Source organism: Sporosarcina sp. FSL W8-0480 (genome assembly GCF_037963765.1).
Taxonomy (GTDB): domain Bacteria; phylum Bacillota; class Bacilli; order Bacillales_A; family Planococcaceae; genus Sporosarcina.
Genome location: NZ_CP150166.1, coordinates 2,234,441 through 2,250,989 on the forward strand (window position 1 = coordinate 2,234,441; position 16,549 = coordinate 2,250,989).

The following is a 16,549-nucleotide window of genomic DNA, read 5'->3' on the forward strand; positions in this document are numbered from 1 at the left end:
TTTTGTCACCCTCTCTCCGGTTGATCTGTCAGATGCTGATAGCCTGGACGTGCCCACTTCCGTTCAACTTCCACACCATCTTGAGGGTACCGCTTTTTATTCCGATGATTATTGGCCGGCAACGGATTGTCGCCTTCCTTCCTCAATACTTCCATGCGTACTTTCGTTTGCTTGTAAGCCGGCGTATTCGTCCGCTGATCTACCGCCGGACCTGTCAGGAAATTGATGGCCGATTCTTTTTTCACAGAGTTCATCGGCAAGAACAGTTCATTACCTTTAACGCGGTCCGTCACTACAACCGGTAATCTTAATGCTCCATGAGGAGATACAAGTCTTACGAGTGACCCGCTTAGGACGCCACGCTCCTTCGCAAGTTCAGGAGAGACTTCGACAAATATTTCCGGTACTTTTGACTGGATACCATCCGATTTATTTGTCAAATTCCCTTCATGGAAGTGTTCAAGGATTCGCCCGTTATTAATATGCAAGTCGAACTCGGCAGGATATTCAACAGGTTCTACCCAATCTGACAGCGCAAATCGTGCTTTGCCATCTGGGAAATTGAAACCATCCACGTACAGTAATGGTGTACTTGACCCATCCAAACTCCCCCATAAAAAGCTATCCCAGTTTTCCATATTGCTGTAATCAGCTTGACTGAATAAAGGTGATAGACTTGCCATTTCCGCGAATATTTCTCTTGGTCCAGCAAAATTCCAATCTGCTCCTAACCGCTTTGCAATCTCCTGAACGATCCACCAATCCGCCTTTGTATCACCTAATTCCGGCAATGCTTTGTAGAGGCGCTGAACCCTTCTTTCTGTATTCGTGAATGTCCCTTCCTTTTCTAATGAAGGAACAGCTGGCAGGATAACATCAGCATACCTCGCAGTTCTTGAGAAGAAAATATCTTGGACGACTAAGAAGTCCAATTTGGACAGGACATCATGGACATAGTTGGAATTCGAGTCTACTAACGCCATATCTTCCCCTACGATATACATCGCTTTCATAATGCCATCGTCAACAGCATGAAGCATTTGAATATTATCCATTCCGGGCTTTTCGTCGATTTCAACTCCATAAGCTCGTTCAAACTTTGTGCGTGCTGTATCATCAGTGACATGCTGATAACCTGGCAACCATCCCGGAAGTGTGCCCATATCGCATGCTCCTTGGACGTTATTATGTCCCCTTAATGGATATGCACCGGCCCCAGGTCTACGGTAATTGCCTGTAGCAAGAAGGAGATTGGAAATAGCTGCGGAAGTATCAGATCCCCCTGTGTTTTGTGTGACGCCCATCCCCCATAAAATACATGTTCCGTCAGCATCACGGATCATTTCAGCGGTCTGCATCAACTTTTCTTTCGAAACACCTGTAACATGTTGAGCGTATTCAAGCGTATATTTTTTCAGCACTTCTTTAAAATCATCAAAGTAATGCACATTTTCTTGGATGAATGCCGCGTCGTGCCAACCTTGGTCAATCATATATTTTGTAACTGCCATAAGCCACACTTGGTCAGTCCCCTGCTTAGGACTAATGAATATATCGGAGCGTTCTGCCATCTCATGCTTACGCAAATCAGCTACTATCAGCTTCTGACCGTGCAATTTATGGGCACGTTTCACTCGAGTCGCTAAAACCGGATGGCCTTCTGCTGGGTTCGCTCCGATAATAATTACGAGTCCCGCTTTTGCAATATCTTTAATTGTACCTGCATCTCCACCCATGCCAACTGTTCTAAACAATCCGTCGGTCGCCGGTGATTGACAATAGCGAGAGCAGTTATCAACATTGTTTGTCTTGAAAACTTGTCTAGCCAGCTTTTGTATCAAGTAATTTTCTTCGTTCGTAATTTTAGAAGATGAAATGACGCCAACACTGTCTTTGCCATGTTTTTTATGGATTGAACCGAGACGATCTGCTACAAGATCCAATGCCTCTTTCCATGATGCTTCTACAAATGTGTCGCCTTTACGAATAAGCGGTGTTGTCAGTCGTTCTTCGCTATTGACGAAATCCCATCCGAACTTCCCTTTCACGCATGTTGAAATTGCATTAACTGGCGCTTCTGAAACTGGTTGAATCTTAAGGATTTTACGGTCCTTCGTCCATACTTCAAATGAACAACCAACACCACAGAACGTACAAACAGTTTTCGTCTTTTTAGTCCTTGTTTCACGCATCGCAGCTTCTGCATCGGAAATCGCCATAATTCCGCTATAACCGGGTTCTACATTTTTCACAAGGTCAATCATCGGTGACAAAATTTCATCTTTCAAGTCCGTCATGAACCCTGCTTCACCTAACATTGATTTTTCCATCAATGCATTACATGGGCAAACCGTTACGCAATGGCCGCAGCCGACACAGGACGAGTCGTTGATTTTGGCACCGCCATCCCATAGGACAATCGGACGGTCACGTTCCCAATCAATGCTTAGTGTTTCATTCACCTGAAGATTTTGGCAGGCTTCTACGCATTGGCCGCAAGCGATGCATTGATTCGGGTCATATCGATAAAACGGGTGCGTAAAATCAACGCTGTCTTTTGAGCATTTTGGCTCGTATGGATATTTTTGTTCTTCGATTCCCATCATGTCGACAGTGTTATGTATTTTGCAGTTTCCATTGTTGTTGTCACAAACTGTGCAATATAACAGATGGTTTTCAAGGATTCTATCCATTGCTTCTGTTTGCGCTTCTTTTGCGCGTGTTGAAGATAATTGTACGTCCATTCCATGGTCTGCTTTTGTTGAGCAAGCACGGACGAGACGGCCGTTTATTTCCACGATACATGTATCACAAGTCTCGATTGGGTCCACTTCGGGAAAATAACAAATTTGTGGATGCTCGATCTTCAGTTCGTTGATTACCTGCAGTACGGTCATGCCATCCGTGTAAGGATATGCTGTGCCGTTAATCCTAATCGACAATGTAAGCGCCGTTGCCAAAACCTTATGAAACTCTGTAAGGTATGTTTAATTCTTGCTTCATCCTGTCCGATTTTGCCTAAGCTACTATCGTTTGGTTTGACAGTCCACAAGCGTAAATTCGGATACAACGAACCCTACACATTAACAGTGTCTTCATGTTGACTAAACTGTTAATCTTCCGTAGCTTGCTAAATTTAATGATGCATTTCTATCCCGATCCATCCTTAATCCACATTCACATGAAAAAACACGATGAAACAGTTTCAGGTCTTTCTTAATCGTTCCACATGATGAACACATTTTGGAGGACGGGTAAAAACGATCCGCTTTAGTGAATCCAATTCCATATTTTTCGCACTTATATTCCATTTGGCGAATGAACTCATGGAATTTCTGGTTTCCGATTGCTTTTGAAAGATGACGATTTTTCATCATACCACTTACATTCAAGTCCTCCACCACAACTTTGCTTGGTTTGGTTTTCACGATAGCGTTCGTTGACTGGTGGATATGATTGTTTCGGATATTGGATAATCGCCTGTGTAGCAGTTGTATCTGCTTTTCGAGTTTTATAATGTTGCTCGTTTTGACGAAACGGTCTCCCTCCTTATTCATCTCGTATTTGCGTGATACGCTTCGTTGCAACCTCCGCAAGCGTTTCACGGTCTTGCTTATTTCTTTGGTTTTGTTGATATTCTTAAACACTTGACCGTCGGAACAAACAGCCAACTCTTTAATCCCTAAGTCAATTCCAATGATTTCATCTGTTAGTTCCGGCTGTTCAAATTCCTGTTCAATCCCCACGGAAATATACCAATATTTATTGTCAAAACTAATTCTCGGATTGGTGTAAGAAACATCCATCGGAATTTGCTCACTTGTTTTTATCCACCCTACTTTTTCAATCAAAACAAGGTTTTTTTTAACCTTCAATTTAGCAGTATCATTATAAAAGGATAACTTTGATTTTTTACGACTTTTGAATTTGGGGTAACGTGCTTGTCCTTTGAAAAACATTTTATAAGCATTGCAAGCATCCTTTATCGCCTGTTTTGTAACATTATTTGATACGTCAAATAACCAATTAAATGCTTCCATTTGTTTAAGTTTTGTCAGTTCTTTCCGCAGGTCATTATTGGAAATGAACTTGTTTCCCTGCTCGAAGTTTTCCTGTTGTCTGTTTAACGTCCAATTATACGCCCATCTGGCAGTACCCACAGACCTCCATAACTGTTTTTCTTGTTCATTAGTCGGTCGGAGTCTGATTTTCATTGATAGAATCATTCTCTATAACCCCTTAATCATCCTAAAGCTTCATTTGCCTTGTTGTTGCAATGGATTAGTCCTACAATAAATCTATTTTCCTTAATTCTCCTATTATGTTCTCACGAGATGATTGAGTTCTTTTACAAGATAAATTGTAACCGCTTTCCACAGGATATGCCATGAACCCCCTCCTTTTTACTGAATAAAAATTTCTCCAATTCTATTACTTATAGTATAGATTAAAGAAAATTATTATACAACGTGTCCTAATCTAACATTTAATATTATTCGGTTAACTATTTATCCATTTTAATAGTATTATAGATGTATACGCTTTAATTTAGTACAGTTTCAGGGAGGCTTGCGCGGTGGAACAGCTTCATAAACGGAAGGTTTTCCGTTTTTCGAAAGGACAAATGGAAGAAAAAATAGATTCGATAGCAGTGGAATATCCGATAACAATCCGGATTAACGATAAAGAATTTATGACAATCGTCTGTACGCCAGAGTACGTTGAGGATATGGTTGTTGGATTCCTTGTATCTGAAGGCGTCATCCCGAAATCCGAGTCTATCCAGGAAATTTGGATGCAAGAAGAGACAGGGGTTGTCCATATAAAAACTGAGCAACACTTTCCTTTTTACGAAAAAATGTTGAACAAAAGGTATATCACCTCTTGTTGCGGAATGAGCAGACAAGCTTTTGTCTTTGCGCATGACGCACTTACAGCTAAAGAAATGACATCCGTTAATGTACAACTTACACCCGAACAATGCTTTTCATTAATGGAAGAAATGGAACAGTCCGCAGAAATGTTCCGCCACACGGGCGGTGTTCATAATGCAGCCCTTTGTGATCCTAACGGGCTTTTGCTTTCAAGGATGGATATCGGAAGGCATAATGCCCTTGATAAAATTTACGGTCATTGTCTACGAAATAATATTTCTGTTGATGGCAAGGTGATTGCATTCAGCGGCCGGATTTCTTCGGAGATCCTCTTAAAAGTAGCCAAAATCGGCTGTGAAATCGTCCTATCCAAATCAGCCCCAACCGAACTTGCCTTGGAACTTGCCGAAGAATTAGGAATAACTACAGTAGGCTTCATCCGGGGGCAATCTTTCAATCTTTATACACATCCCGAACGGATTAGAATATAATCCCTAACTTTAAAAGAAATCAACGGTCTTCCAAGCATTTACAGATAAAAAAGCTGTCCAGTGAATAAATCACAAGGACAGCTTTACTTTTGCTCAATCGGTTCCTGCTTATCAGTAAAAGCAATATAAATCAAATAGATTGAAAAACAAATTGCCATCGTCATATAACCCCAGCCAAGCGTAATTTGATCAATCAGCAAATAATTATTACATAATTGGATCGGCGCCTTAATATAAAGGAACCCCATAACATAAAAGAGAGCAGTGAAAAGGATAAATACCGCCTTTTTCATATTCGGTCCAATTTTATTCCAACTATCTCGTAAAGGAATACCCGCCAAAAACGGTAAACTAATGAATTTGAACACTTCAACACTAACTGTTGTCAACGCATCATCCATCGTTTTCGGAATCATCCAGTACACCATCACAACAATAAATAATAAAATCCCCGGTATACCATCCTCATTCCAATTTGAAAACAGCTTAGGGAATTTTGATTGGAAAAAAGGAGCCATTAAAAACCCTGCAAAAACAAGGAGAGGCATTTGCATATGCATATGCATAATCATAATCGACTCAAGAATACTTGCCACTGGAGGTATTGCAAGAAACACGAATAAGATTAAGCCATATTTCAACTGTTTCATGATTGCCCCTCCCCTACTTCAAGAATTTCAATAATTCTTTCCGCTGCAGCATCGACATCCTTATAATCCATTACTTCTTGTAAGACTCCATTTCCATCCACTAAATAGAAAGCTGAATTATGTGCGAAATTCCCATAATCATCCGGAATGACAATTACTCCGAATTCCTCCAATAAATTATTTAATTGTTTTTGATCCCGAATCCTTGCCATGCGCCAAGTTTCCCCATCGCTACTGAACATATTCTTATAAACATCGAGAGTGGCTGGGTCATCCCTCTCCGGATCGAAACTGATACTTAGAAAATCGATTTTGTCTCCGATATATTCCTTAGGGATTTTATCATACAGCTCCGACATATTCATCTCAAGGTCGATACAAACGGTTGTACATGAGGAATAAAAGAAAGTGATTAAGACATGATTCTCTTTAAATTCTTCAATTGAGTATTCTCGCTCTTTACTATCCTCGAAAGTGACATCCGGAAACTGCGGCTTCTCTTCAAGCAGTTTATTGACACGAGCTGTTTCTGCGGTAAATGCAGTAAACCCATCCGTTCCGATAAAAATCAGCAGGATCCCGAAAAGCAAGACAACTATAGATGCTATTTTCGTATAAAGATTTGACATGATTTTTCCTCCTGAACGGTTAGTGATGAAAGGGCAATCTGCATGAGACCGCCCTCTCTTTACTTATTTACCATGTAACAAATGGTGGTGAACCTGGAGGTGCATTGACGATCATATCGACAACCGGCACGACATACCCCATGGATACGACCAATAGCATGATGACAATCCATAATCCCCAACGATCTGTCCACATTGGTGTTTTTTCCTGAGGTTCCTCTGATTCTGCAATAGGGAACTCTGTTTCCCCTTTTGGTGCGAAGAACATCATATGAAAGACAGCGAATACTTGTATCAGCACACCGATGATCAGGAATGTTCCACCTACAGCAAGGAACATCAAGTATGGATCCCATCCAAGAGCTGTGGCGTTATCACCGTATGTTGTATAGGAAGTTCTACGAGGTGATCCAAGTAAGCCTACCCAGTGCATTGCACCCGACATGAATATCATACCGATCGTCCAAATGATTGTTTGAATGATACCGACTTTATTCATCCGAGGCGTCAAAACTCGTTTAGAAATATACGGGATCAACCAATAACTGATACCGAAGAATGTCAAGATTACGGAAGTTCCTACTGTTAAGTGAAAGTGTCCGACAATCCACATTGTATTGTGAACGACTTGGTTCAATTGGTTTGTTGTTTGCGCAATACCACCAGCCCCAGCAGGTATGAAGGCAATCATCGCAATCATTGGTGCAAGGAAACGCACATCTCCCCAAGGAAGTTTCTTGAACCAACCTAAAAGTCCTTTTCCTCCAAGTTTTCGACCTGTTTTTTCAAAGACGTAGAACATCGCAAATGCTGTCATCAATGAAGGGAAACCGATGGACAAACTCATGAATACGTGAAGGAATTTCAAAGTTTGTGACATACCTGGGTCGACGATTTGGTGATGGAACCCACCAGGAATATTCGAAATGACTAACAAGACGACGACAACCCGTGTCAATGTATCACTGAAACGACGTCCACCGATAATTTTCGGTACGACAACATACCAGGCAGACACTGCTGTTAAATACCAAATGTTTACTAATGTATGGCCAAATGCCCAGAATAATGTTCTGCTAAGCAAGACGTTTACGGTTGCTTTCCAGCCGAATGACCACGCGATCAGTGTTAACACTTCAATTGTTACTCCGATGCTCCCGAAGAATAATAGTACGAATACGCCTGTTGCAAAGAAAGCGAAAATCGGAATATGTTTTCCTGGATTTTGTTTACGCCATTTTGCTATATTGATGAATGCACCGAATGCACACATCCAAACACCGATTACAATTAGTGCGAGACCGATGTAAAAATAGGGTGAAGCTGCCATCGGCGGATAGAAAGTATAGAGTACAGATGCTTTATTCATCAAAATTGGTACGACTGCAAATACGAAGCCAGTAATTTTCAACCAAAATCCTACCCATGCCATCTTCCTGACTTGTGGTAATAAGCCGCCAAGTGTATGTGAAAGCCCTGCGTAGAAATAACCGATTGTGAAGAATGCTGTTAACACAAGTACAAGTAATACGCCATGAGCAGTCAGCACTTGATAATAGTTAAACCAATGCGGCAACTGCAAGAGTCCTGCACGTTCCAGACCTTGAAGCAATCCTAAAATCCCACCTAATAGCAAAGCGATAAACGCAACGGCCATATAGCATTTTGTCAGTTTGGCATCTTCAGGACTGATCCCCATCAGTTTAGTTGACTTCTCTTTTAATGAACCTTTAATGGATTTTTCCTTTTTAGGTACTTTTACTGTTGAATTCATTTTTCATCCCTCCTTTATTTTACCGTAATTGTAGTACTCATAAATTGATGCCCGGCACCGCAATATTCGTTACATAAGACGAGATACTCACCCGGCTTATCAAATTTTTGGGTTGCTCGTTGTATATGCCCTGGCATAACCATTGCATTTAAGTTCGTATCAACAACTTGGAATCCGTGAACGACGTCCTTCGATGTCATAACGAATGTAACCGTTGACCCTGCCGGAATCTCAATCTTTCCTGGATTGAAATTAAATACTTCAAGAGTCATAACGACTTCATATTCATTTTCACCTGTTTTGAAAACACCCGGATTATCGAAAGGTGCTGTTTGATCTACTTTTTGCGGATCGATTGTTTCTTTATTACTTGGTGGCCCCATGCCTAATGCGAATGTTTGGTAGCCCGTTATAAGCATGAATATCACAAGCATACCTCCACTAAGTGCCAACCAAATCTCTTCGTACCGATTCATTTTCATCACTGTTCCTCCTTACCGAATCTATTAAACGATTTACCTTAATACCGGTACATATAAATAACAAACAATAACAACCAAGTTAACAAGATTACAAACCCGACAACACCTACTGAAAACATCGTTCCTTTCACTGACTGTTCGGCTTCTTTATTCTTGTCTTCCACTTGAATATTTGGAGCTTTCATTTCGTATCACCTCCGGTGTCTTGTTCTTGATTTCATATTAATTGATAACGCTTCTCATCAATGTGATGTACATCACACATATGTAGCCAAATGTTACAAAGCCGTGACAGCAGAAAATATAAAAAAGCCATTTTGCAAATCCACAAGATGTGGTTTGCAAAATGGCTTTTTTATTAACTATAGCTAAGTAAATCGTCTTTAAGTTTTTCAGGGAAGACCAAGTAGTCCCCATCTTTTAGTTCTACAGCTTCATCTTTTCGAAGCTGAGATATCATTCGATTCACGGACTCTCTGGATGTTCCGATCATATTCGCAAGATCCACGTTTTTAAAACGGGTATTCAACTTCACCCACCCATTTTCTAACTCTGTTCCATGGGTTTCTGAAAGCCTGATCAATAATAATAAGATCCGTTCATTTGCACTTCGCAAAGCCATTTCTTCAAGTCGTTGTTGAAGGCTAACAATTCGATCTCCAAGAATTTTTACCATTTTGACAGATGCAGATGGATGGGTCATTAAAACTTGTTCGAATTCCTTGATGTCAATTGAATATACTTCACTGTCCTCAATGGCTTGAGCATGGGCAGGAAAATTGCCTTGTCGGAAAAATCCTACATGGGGGAAAAGATCGCCTTGTTGTTTAAAGTGCAGGACTTGTTCTTTGCCGGTGTAATCGTTGCGGAATATTTTAATTTTACCTGTCTTGGCGATGAAAACATGTGTGATTGGATCACCTTGGAAAAATAACATTGTTTTATCGGGAAGTTTTCTTTTATGCATTATCGGTAAGAAGGGTTCGAGTTCCTTTTCTGATAAATCCTTAAAAAACATAGTATTTTTCAAAAAACCAGCCGGAAAATCCATGTCATCACCCTTTCATTCCAAACATTTCCCTTCAATTATACCATTTACACTATCACTGCAAAACAAAAGCCGCCTTCATCGATTGATAAGGACGGCTTTGTTTCACTTTATTTCTTTCTTCATTTGTGCAAACTCTTTATCGGAGCACAAAACGAAGTGGCCTGGTGTGATTTCGCGGAATTCCACTTTTTCATCCGAGCCGTATTTATGATCTTCCGGATTGTATGGCGTTCTCACACGTGAACGCTCATAGATTGGATCCGGCAATGGAATAGCAGAAAGCAATGATTTTGTATAGGGGTGCATCGGATTCTTATAAAGTTCTTCCGCAGTTGCCATTTCGACAAGCTTCCCAAAATACATGACACCGATCCGGTCTGAAATATATTTAACCATCGACAAATCATGCGCGATGAATAAATATGTAAGCCCCTTCTCTTTCTGCAAATCTCTTAGCAGGTTAACAACTTGTGCCTGGATTGAAACGTCCAATGCAGAGATCGGCTCATCCGCAATAATGAATTCAGGATTTACGGCTAACGCACGTGCAATACCAATCCGCTGGCGCTGACCGCCAGAGAATTCATGTGGATACCGCTCCGCATGTTCCTTATTCAAACCTACTGTTTCAAGCAGTTCGATAACTTTCGCTTTACGTTCTTTGGCATTTTTCACAAGACCATGAATATCAAGGCCTTCAGCGATAATATCAAGGACCTTCATCCTTGGGTTCAAAGAAGCGTAAGGATCTTGGAAAATCATTTGCATCTTCTGATTCAGCGATTTAACTTCAGCTTTCGATTTATTCCCATGGACACTGACACCATCATAGAGGACTTCGCCGTCTGTAGCGTCGTAAAGTCTGATAATCGTCCTGCCCGTCGTTGATTTGCCACAACCCGACTCACCAACTAAGCCGAATGTTTCACCACGATAAATGTCAAAGCTGATATTATCAATTGCCTTAACTTCGGAAGGTTTTCCGGCATTAAAGTATTGTTTCAAGTTTTTCACTTCAAGCAATTTCTCTGCCATTATGCTTTACCTCCTTGTTTTCCATCAGAACCTTCGTAATATCTGCTACCGCGGAATGTCTTCATCCGCTCAATGATCGTTGCTGGCGGATCGACTTTCGGTGCGTTCGGATGAAGCAGCCATGTAGCTGCGTAATGCGTATCACTTACCTTGAACATAGGTGGAGCTTGTTCCAAGTCAATCTTCAATGCATATTCACTACGTAGCGCAAATGCATCCCCTACTGGTGGATTCAAAAGATCTGGCGGTGTTCCAGGAATCGCATAAAGTCTTTCCTCTTCAAGATCCATCGACGGCATGGAGCTTAATAGTCCCCATGTGTATGGATGTTGAGGGTTGTAGAAAATTTCATCGACAGTTCCGACTTCAACGATTCGTCCCCCATACATAACTGCGACGCGATCAGCTACATTCGCTACAACACCAAGGTCGTGCGTGATGAAAATGATGGAAGTATCTACTTTCTTCTGGATGTCCTTCATAAGCTCCAAAATCTGAGCTTGGATTGTAACGTCAAGCGCCGTTGTTGGTTCATCGGCGATTAACACCTTAGGATTACATGCAAGTGCAATGGCAATGACAATCCGTTGTCTTTGTCCACCAGAAAATTGGTGCGGATACATCTTATAACGATTTTCCGCATTTGGAATCCCAACCATTTTCAATAGGTCGATTGCAACTTCCTTAGCCTTCGCTTTACTCACTTTTTGGTGTTTTAAAATCGGTTCCATTACTTGTTTCCCGATTGTCATCGTCGGATTCAAGGATGTCATCGGATCCTGGAATATCATTGAAATCTCTCTACCTCTGATTTTCTGCATTTCTTTATCAGAGAGTTTCGTCAGGTCTTTATTATCGAATAGAATTTGTCCATTTTTAAACTCGGAGCTCGATTCAGGTAGTAATCGCATAATGGATTTCGTCGTTACGGATTTACCCGAACCTGACTCACCTACGATTGCGAGGGTTTCCCCTTTGTTCAAATCAAAGCTTACTCCGCGGATTGCTTTCACTTCACCGGCAAACGTATGGAAGGAAAGCTCCAAGTCTTTTACTTGCAATATTTTTTCCATCTTGGCTTTCCTCCTATTAATCTTTCATTTTCGGATCAAGTGCATCACGCAAACCATCACCGATTAAGTTGAACGCAATCATCAAAATACTGATGACCAGCGCTGGGAATAATAGTACGTACGGCTGGAACTCCATAACCTTGTAGCCATCATTGATAAGCGTACCAAGCGAAGCTGCAGGCGGTTGAAGACCAATCCCGATAAAGCTTAGGAACGCTTCGAAGAAGATAGCACTTGGAATAGTGAACATCGTATTGATGATGACAATCCCTAATATATTTGGCAATAAATGTTTTGTAATGATACGACTATGACCCGCTCCAAGTGTTCTTGAAGCAAGAACGAATTCTTGCCCTTTGAATTTCAAAATTTGAGCACGCACGATACGTGACATCCCAATCCAACCTGTGATGGAGATCGCAATGATGATTGCCGTTATCCCAGGCTCCATAATAAGAATCATAAGTATTACGACAATTAATGTTGGAATACCGATAAGAATTTCAACTATCCGTTGCATGACATCATCTGTTCGGCCTCCGAAATAGCCCGAAATACCTCCGTAGGCAACCCCGATTACAACATCGATCAAAGCCGCGATGAAAGCGATCAATAATGAAATCTGAGTACCTTCCCAAAGACGAGTGAATAGATCTCGTCCTAGTCCGTCAGTACCGAACCAATAATATTCGTCAACTTTCTTTACTTCATAAAGATCAAGTTTTTGTCCACCAAGTTCGCCAACACCATTAAAAATACCTAACTTCTCTATGCCAGGAATTTTAGGTGGCAAGTTAGCGTGACGAAGATTTTGAACATCTCCCGAGCGACCGTTTAAATGCGGTCCCACAAGCGCCATCAAAACTAATAAAACAAGGACAACCATACTTACGATAGCCGCTTTGTTTTTACGTAAACGCAGCCAAGCATCTTGCCAAAAACTTAAACTTGGTTTCGTAATACGTTCAGCTGAATCGTTATCGATCACCACTCGTTCAAATTTTTCCGGCGGTAATTGTTGTTTATCAAGTTGCATTAGTTTTTACCTCCAGACAGACGGATTCTTGGATCAATGATTCCGTAAAGAATATCAACGATGAAAATAACGACAATCAGGAATGCAGAGAAGAATAAAGTCGTTCCCATAATCGTCGCATGGTCATTCGTCATAATAGAAGAAACGAATTGCTCACCGATACCCGGGATTGCGAAAATCTGCTCAACAACAAGCGATCCTGTAACAAGACCAGCTGCAACCGGCCCCAAAACTGTAACTAAAGGAATCAATGCATTTCGAAGTGCATGTTTAAATGCAATTTCGAAACCGTTCGCACCTTTAGCTTTTGCGAGAGTAATATAGTCCGAGCTTAATACTTCAATCATTTCTGTACGGATAAATCTTGCAGACAATGCAAGCGGTCCCATTGCTAATGCGATGGAAGGCAAGATACTGGACTTCCACCCATCATTCCATAAACCAACCGGTAGCAAATGCCATTCTGAGGCGATCCAATATTGGAGTAACGATGCGAAGACAAAGGATGGAATCGATATCCCCAATATCGCAAAGAAGGTACTTCCATAATCCCAAAAAGTATTTTGCCGGAGAGCGGCAATCATACCTAACAAGATACCTATAATCGTACCGAACACCATCGCCTGAGCACCTAAGATGAATGACGGTTTAAAACGACTTGAAAGAAGGTCGTTAACGCTTTTTCCCTTAAAGACGAATGATGTACCCAAATCCCCTTTAGCGAGGTTTTTCATATAGATTGCGTACTGTACTGGCTTCGGTTTATCGATGCCATACTTCTTTTCAACTATTGCTCTTTGCGATTCATTTAGCTTGTTATATGAAGCTATTGGTGAACCTGGTAGCGTTTGCATAAGAAAAAATGTTGCTGTCGCAATGAGGAACATCGTGAGGAACATATAAACTAGACGTTTACCAACATATTTAACCATTTCGCACCTCCAAATTAGGGTCATTCATCTATGTCAAATTGAATACTCAATACTTTTCCAAGTTGATAATACAATAAATTTTCGAATTATTCCCTACAACTAAAAAGAGAGAGAGTATATGAACAAATTAAATTCATATACTCTCTTCCATATTAAATTGTCTTATCTTATTTCTTACTCTTTACCAGAAATGTAAGCCCATTTGTAGCTGTAGTCAGCTCCGAATGGATGAACTGCAAGACCTTTAAAGTATGGCTTTTGCAATTGTAGCAAACCACGTTGGTAAATCGGTGCGATTGCTGCGTCATCTTCTATAAGGATTTTCTCAGCTTTTGCAAATGCTTCATAACGAGCAGCTGGATCCAAAGCAAGTTCAGCTTTTGAAGATTCGATCAATGCATCATATTCAGGGTTAGAATAAGACATCAAGTTGTTAGTTCCGTCAGTAACGAACAGATCCAAGAATGAAATCGGGTCTTGGAAGTCAGGGCCCCATCCGGAAATTTGGATGTCATATTGTTGATTTGTATCAAGTTCCAAACGAACTGAGAATGGAACTTCTTTCAATTTGATTTTCAAACCTTCAAGGTTGCCTTCAAGTTGTGATTTGAAGTACTCATTCATTTTTTTGGAAAGTTCAGTGTCTCCACCAAGGATTTCAAGTTCCAAGTTAGTTACACCAAGCTCATCCAATCCTTTTTGCCAGAAATCTTTAGCTTCTTCAGCATTATATACCAAGAAATCTCCAGCGATATCACGGAAGTCTTTCCCGCTTTCGTCAAACGCGAAATCTTTTGGTACAAGGAAGTTAGCAGGAATTGATCCATTAGCAAGGATTACATCAGCCAAATCTTGTTTTTCAAAAGACTTAGCGATTGCCTTACGAATATTTACGTTCGCAAGTGGTGTTTCTTTACCGTCTTTTTCTTGGTTAAATTTCATGTAGAATACAGAAGTTTCAGGTTGTACGATTGCTTCAGCATGTGAACTGTATTGTAACGCAAGGTCACCAGATACACCTGCACGGTCTTTCTTACCATCATTGTAAAGCTTAATAGCGGTTGCAGAGTCTTTTACAACGTCAACGTTGATTGTTTCAAGTTTAACGTTTTCTGCATCCCAATAATGTTCGTTTTTCTTGTAAACCCAGCTATCTCCAGTTCCGTCCCATTCAGTTAGAACGAATGGACCGTTGTAAAGAAGGTTATCAGAGTTTGTTGCATATGCATCACCTTTAGCTGTTACAAACTCTTCTTTTTGTGGGTAGAATGTTCCGAAAGACATAAGTGATAAGAAGTATGGCACTGGACGCTCCAAAGTAACAACCAATGTTTTGTCGTCTTCAGCAACAATACCTAATTCAGACTTGTCCATTTTTCCTTCACTAATATCTGTTGCGTTTTTAATAACGCCTGACATCATGAATGGACCATAAGGTGATCCAGTTTCAGGGTCGATTGCACGTTGCCATGCAAATACGAAGTCATGTGCAGTAACTTCTGATCCATCAGACCATTTTGCGTCACGAAGTTTGAATGTGTAAGTCAATCCATCTTCGCTCACTACTGCTTCTTCAGCAGCCATAGCAGGTTCAGCAACGTTTTCCAAGTTCAAACGGTACAGACCCTCGTTTACGTTATTCAATACGTTGAAACCTACTGCGTCTTCTACGATAGCAGAGTCTACAGAAGGAATAGCAGCAGATTCGATCAAGTTAAGAACTTGTTCCGCATCTGGCTCCCCAGCTTCTTCTTGTTGTGTACCTTTGTCATTTTCTTTATCAGGTGCAGCGTTTTTGTCTTCTGTCTTGTCTTTACCGCCACAAGCAGCAAGAACGACGCTTAACACTAAAGAAAGTGCCAAAAGCAATAGCATTTTGCTTCTCTTCATGTTGTTGACCTCCTTTTGTAATTGTCTGAAGAATTAACACTTTTTATTATACCCCGAAAACGTCTCCTGTCAAAGTCTTTTTCACGATTTTTTCAGAAACAATATTATGTTAAAGTAATTAGAAGTTTTTTTATTGTCAATTATTTATTCAAGAACATTGATATAACAAGGTTTTCAGTTAATTGATTTATTTTCTTGTTTATTATAATATACAGTAATAAACAATTATATTAACAATAAAAAAGAGGTTAGAAAATGAAGAGAATTGTAATTAATGCTATTGCAAGCCAATTATTAATTATTTTACTATTGCTTATATTTTATGGAAAATTGTCGCTTATAAACTATATCAATGTATCGTTCAATATAGGATCAGCACTACTATTCTTAGGCCTGACAGTACTTGTTTTTCAGTCCGGTTTTTTTGATTTCTTTTCGACCAGCATGAAAAAAGTCTTCTATAGAAAGCATGTTCAGGAAGAAATAATGTCGATGCGGCCACCATCTGAAGTTATCACGATAAAACCTAACTTCTTTTTCCGTCTTGGAGTACCAGTTGTCCTCCTCATGTTAGTTGCCCTATTGGTCTATTCTATATAATAAAAAGCCGCCTCCCTGAATTTAATTGGAGG

General features: G+C 40.4%; 15 protein-coding genes. 2 read left to right on the forward strand and 13 right to left on the reverse strand.

The window, feature by feature from the left end:
• Positions 1-5: 5 nt before the first annotated feature.
• Complete coding sequence (gene fdhF, locus NSQ43_RS11615; RefSeq protein ID WP_339250362.1) at positions 6-2,960, reverse strand: formate dehydrogenase subunit alpha; 2,955 nt, start codon at positions 2,958-2,960, stop codon at positions 6-8.
• Positions 2,961-3,104: 144 nt separating this feature from the next.
• Positions 3,105-4,226 carry a transposase gene (locus tag NSQ43_RS11620; protein ID WP_339250364.1) on the reverse strand — a complete coding sequence of 374 codons (1,122 nt, stop codon included), beginning with the start codon at positions 4,224-4,226 and terminating at the stop codon, positions 3,105-3,107.
• Positions 4,227-4,576: 350 nt separating this feature from the next.
• Between NSQ43_RS11620 and fdhD the strand changes: the two genes are divergently transcribed.
• Positions 4,577-5,365, forward strand: coding sequence for a formate dehydrogenase accessory sulfurtransferase FdhD (gene fdhD, locus NSQ43_RS11625; protein ID WP_339250366.1), 789 nt, complete (start codon positions 4,577-4,579; stop codon positions 5,363-5,365).
• A gap of 83 nt (positions 5,366-5,448) precedes the next feature.
• On the opposite strand, the gene NSQ43_RS11630 is transcribed toward fdhD, so the two are convergent.
• The 11 genes from NSQ43_RS11630 to NSQ43_RS11680 form a co-directional block, all read right to left on the reverse strand.
• On the reverse strand, positions 5,449-6,015 hold the full coding sequence (locus NSQ43_RS11630; RefSeq protein WP_339250368.1) for a hypothetical protein: 567 nt from the start codon (positions 6,013-6,015) through the stop codon (positions 5,449-5,451).
• Complete coding sequence (locus tag NSQ43_RS11635; protein ID WP_339250370.1) at positions 6,012-6,644, reverse strand: SCO family protein; 633 nt, start codon at positions 6,642-6,644, stop codon at positions 6,012-6,014. Before NSQ43_RS11635 ends, NSQ43_RS11630 begins: the two co-directional genes overlap by 4 nt.
• 67 nt (positions 6,645-6,711) lie before the next feature.
• Entirely contained in the window at positions 6,712-8,418 is a 1,707-nt protein-coding gene (locus NSQ43_RS11640; protein ID WP_339250372.1) for a cbb3-type cytochrome c oxidase subunit I, read from the reverse strand.
• Between the two features lie 14 nt (positions 8,419-8,432).
• A complete protein-coding gene (locus NSQ43_RS11645; RefSeq protein WP_339250374.1) occupies positions 8,433-8,900 on the reverse strand; it encodes a cytochrome c oxidase subunit II in 468 nt (155 codons plus the stop codon).
• Between the two features lie 38 nt (positions 8,901-8,938).
• Positions 8,939-9,085 (reverse strand): cytochrome c oxidase subunit 2A, encoded by a 147-nt coding sequence (locus NSQ43_RS11650; protein WP_339250376.1) that lies wholly within the window; start codon positions 9,083-9,085, stop codon positions 8,939-8,941.
• A gap of 173 nt (positions 9,086-9,258) precedes the next feature.
• Positions 9,259-9,951, reverse strand: a complete 693-nt coding sequence (locus NSQ43_RS11655; RefSeq protein ID WP_339250378.1) for a Crp/Fnr family transcriptional regulator — start codon at positions 9,949-9,951, stop codon at positions 9,259-9,261.
• A 102-nt stretch (positions 9,952-10,053) separates the two neighbouring features.
• Entirely contained in the window at positions 10,054-10,986 is a 933-nt protein-coding gene (locus tag NSQ43_RS11660) for an ATP-binding cassette domain-containing protein (RefSeq protein WP_339250380.1), read from the reverse strand.
• Positions 10,986-12,059 carry an ABC transporter ATP-binding protein gene (locus NSQ43_RS11665; protein ID WP_339250382.1) on the reverse strand — a complete coding sequence of 358 codons (1,074 nt, stop codon included), beginning with the start codon at positions 12,057-12,059 and terminating at the stop codon, positions 10,986-10,988. Before NSQ43_RS11665 ends, NSQ43_RS11660 begins: the two co-directional genes overlap by 1 nt.
• Before the next feature lie 16 nt (positions 12,060-12,075).
• Positions 12,076-13,095, reverse strand: a complete 1,020-nt coding sequence (opp3C, locus tag NSQ43_RS11670; RefSeq protein ID WP_339250384.1) for an oligopeptide ABC transporter permease — start codon at positions 13,093-13,095, stop codon at positions 12,076-12,078.
• Positions 13,095-14,027, reverse strand: a complete 933-nt coding sequence (gene opp3b / locus NSQ43_RS11675) for an oligopeptide ABC transporter permease (RefSeq protein WP_339250386.1) — start codon at positions 14,025-14,027, stop codon at positions 13,095-13,097. The genes opp3C and opp3b overlap by 1 nt, the downstream gene beginning before the upstream one ends.
• Positions 14,028-14,201: 174 nt before the next feature.
• Positions 14,202-15,917: a peptide ABC transporter substrate-binding protein gene (locus NSQ43_RS11680; RefSeq protein WP_339250387.1), complete on the reverse strand. Its 1,716-nt coding sequence runs from the start codon at positions 15,915-15,917 to the stop codon at positions 14,202-14,204.
• 255 nt (positions 15,918-16,172) lie between these two features.
• On the opposite strand from NSQ43_RS11680, the gene NSQ43_RS11685 reads away from it, so the two are divergent.
• On the forward strand, positions 16,173-16,517 hold the full coding sequence (locus tag NSQ43_RS11685) for a DUF3899 domain-containing protein (RefSeq protein WP_339250389.1): 345 nt from the start codon (positions 16,173-16,175) through the stop codon (positions 16,515-16,517).
• Positions 16,518-16,549: the final 32 nt, after the last annotated feature.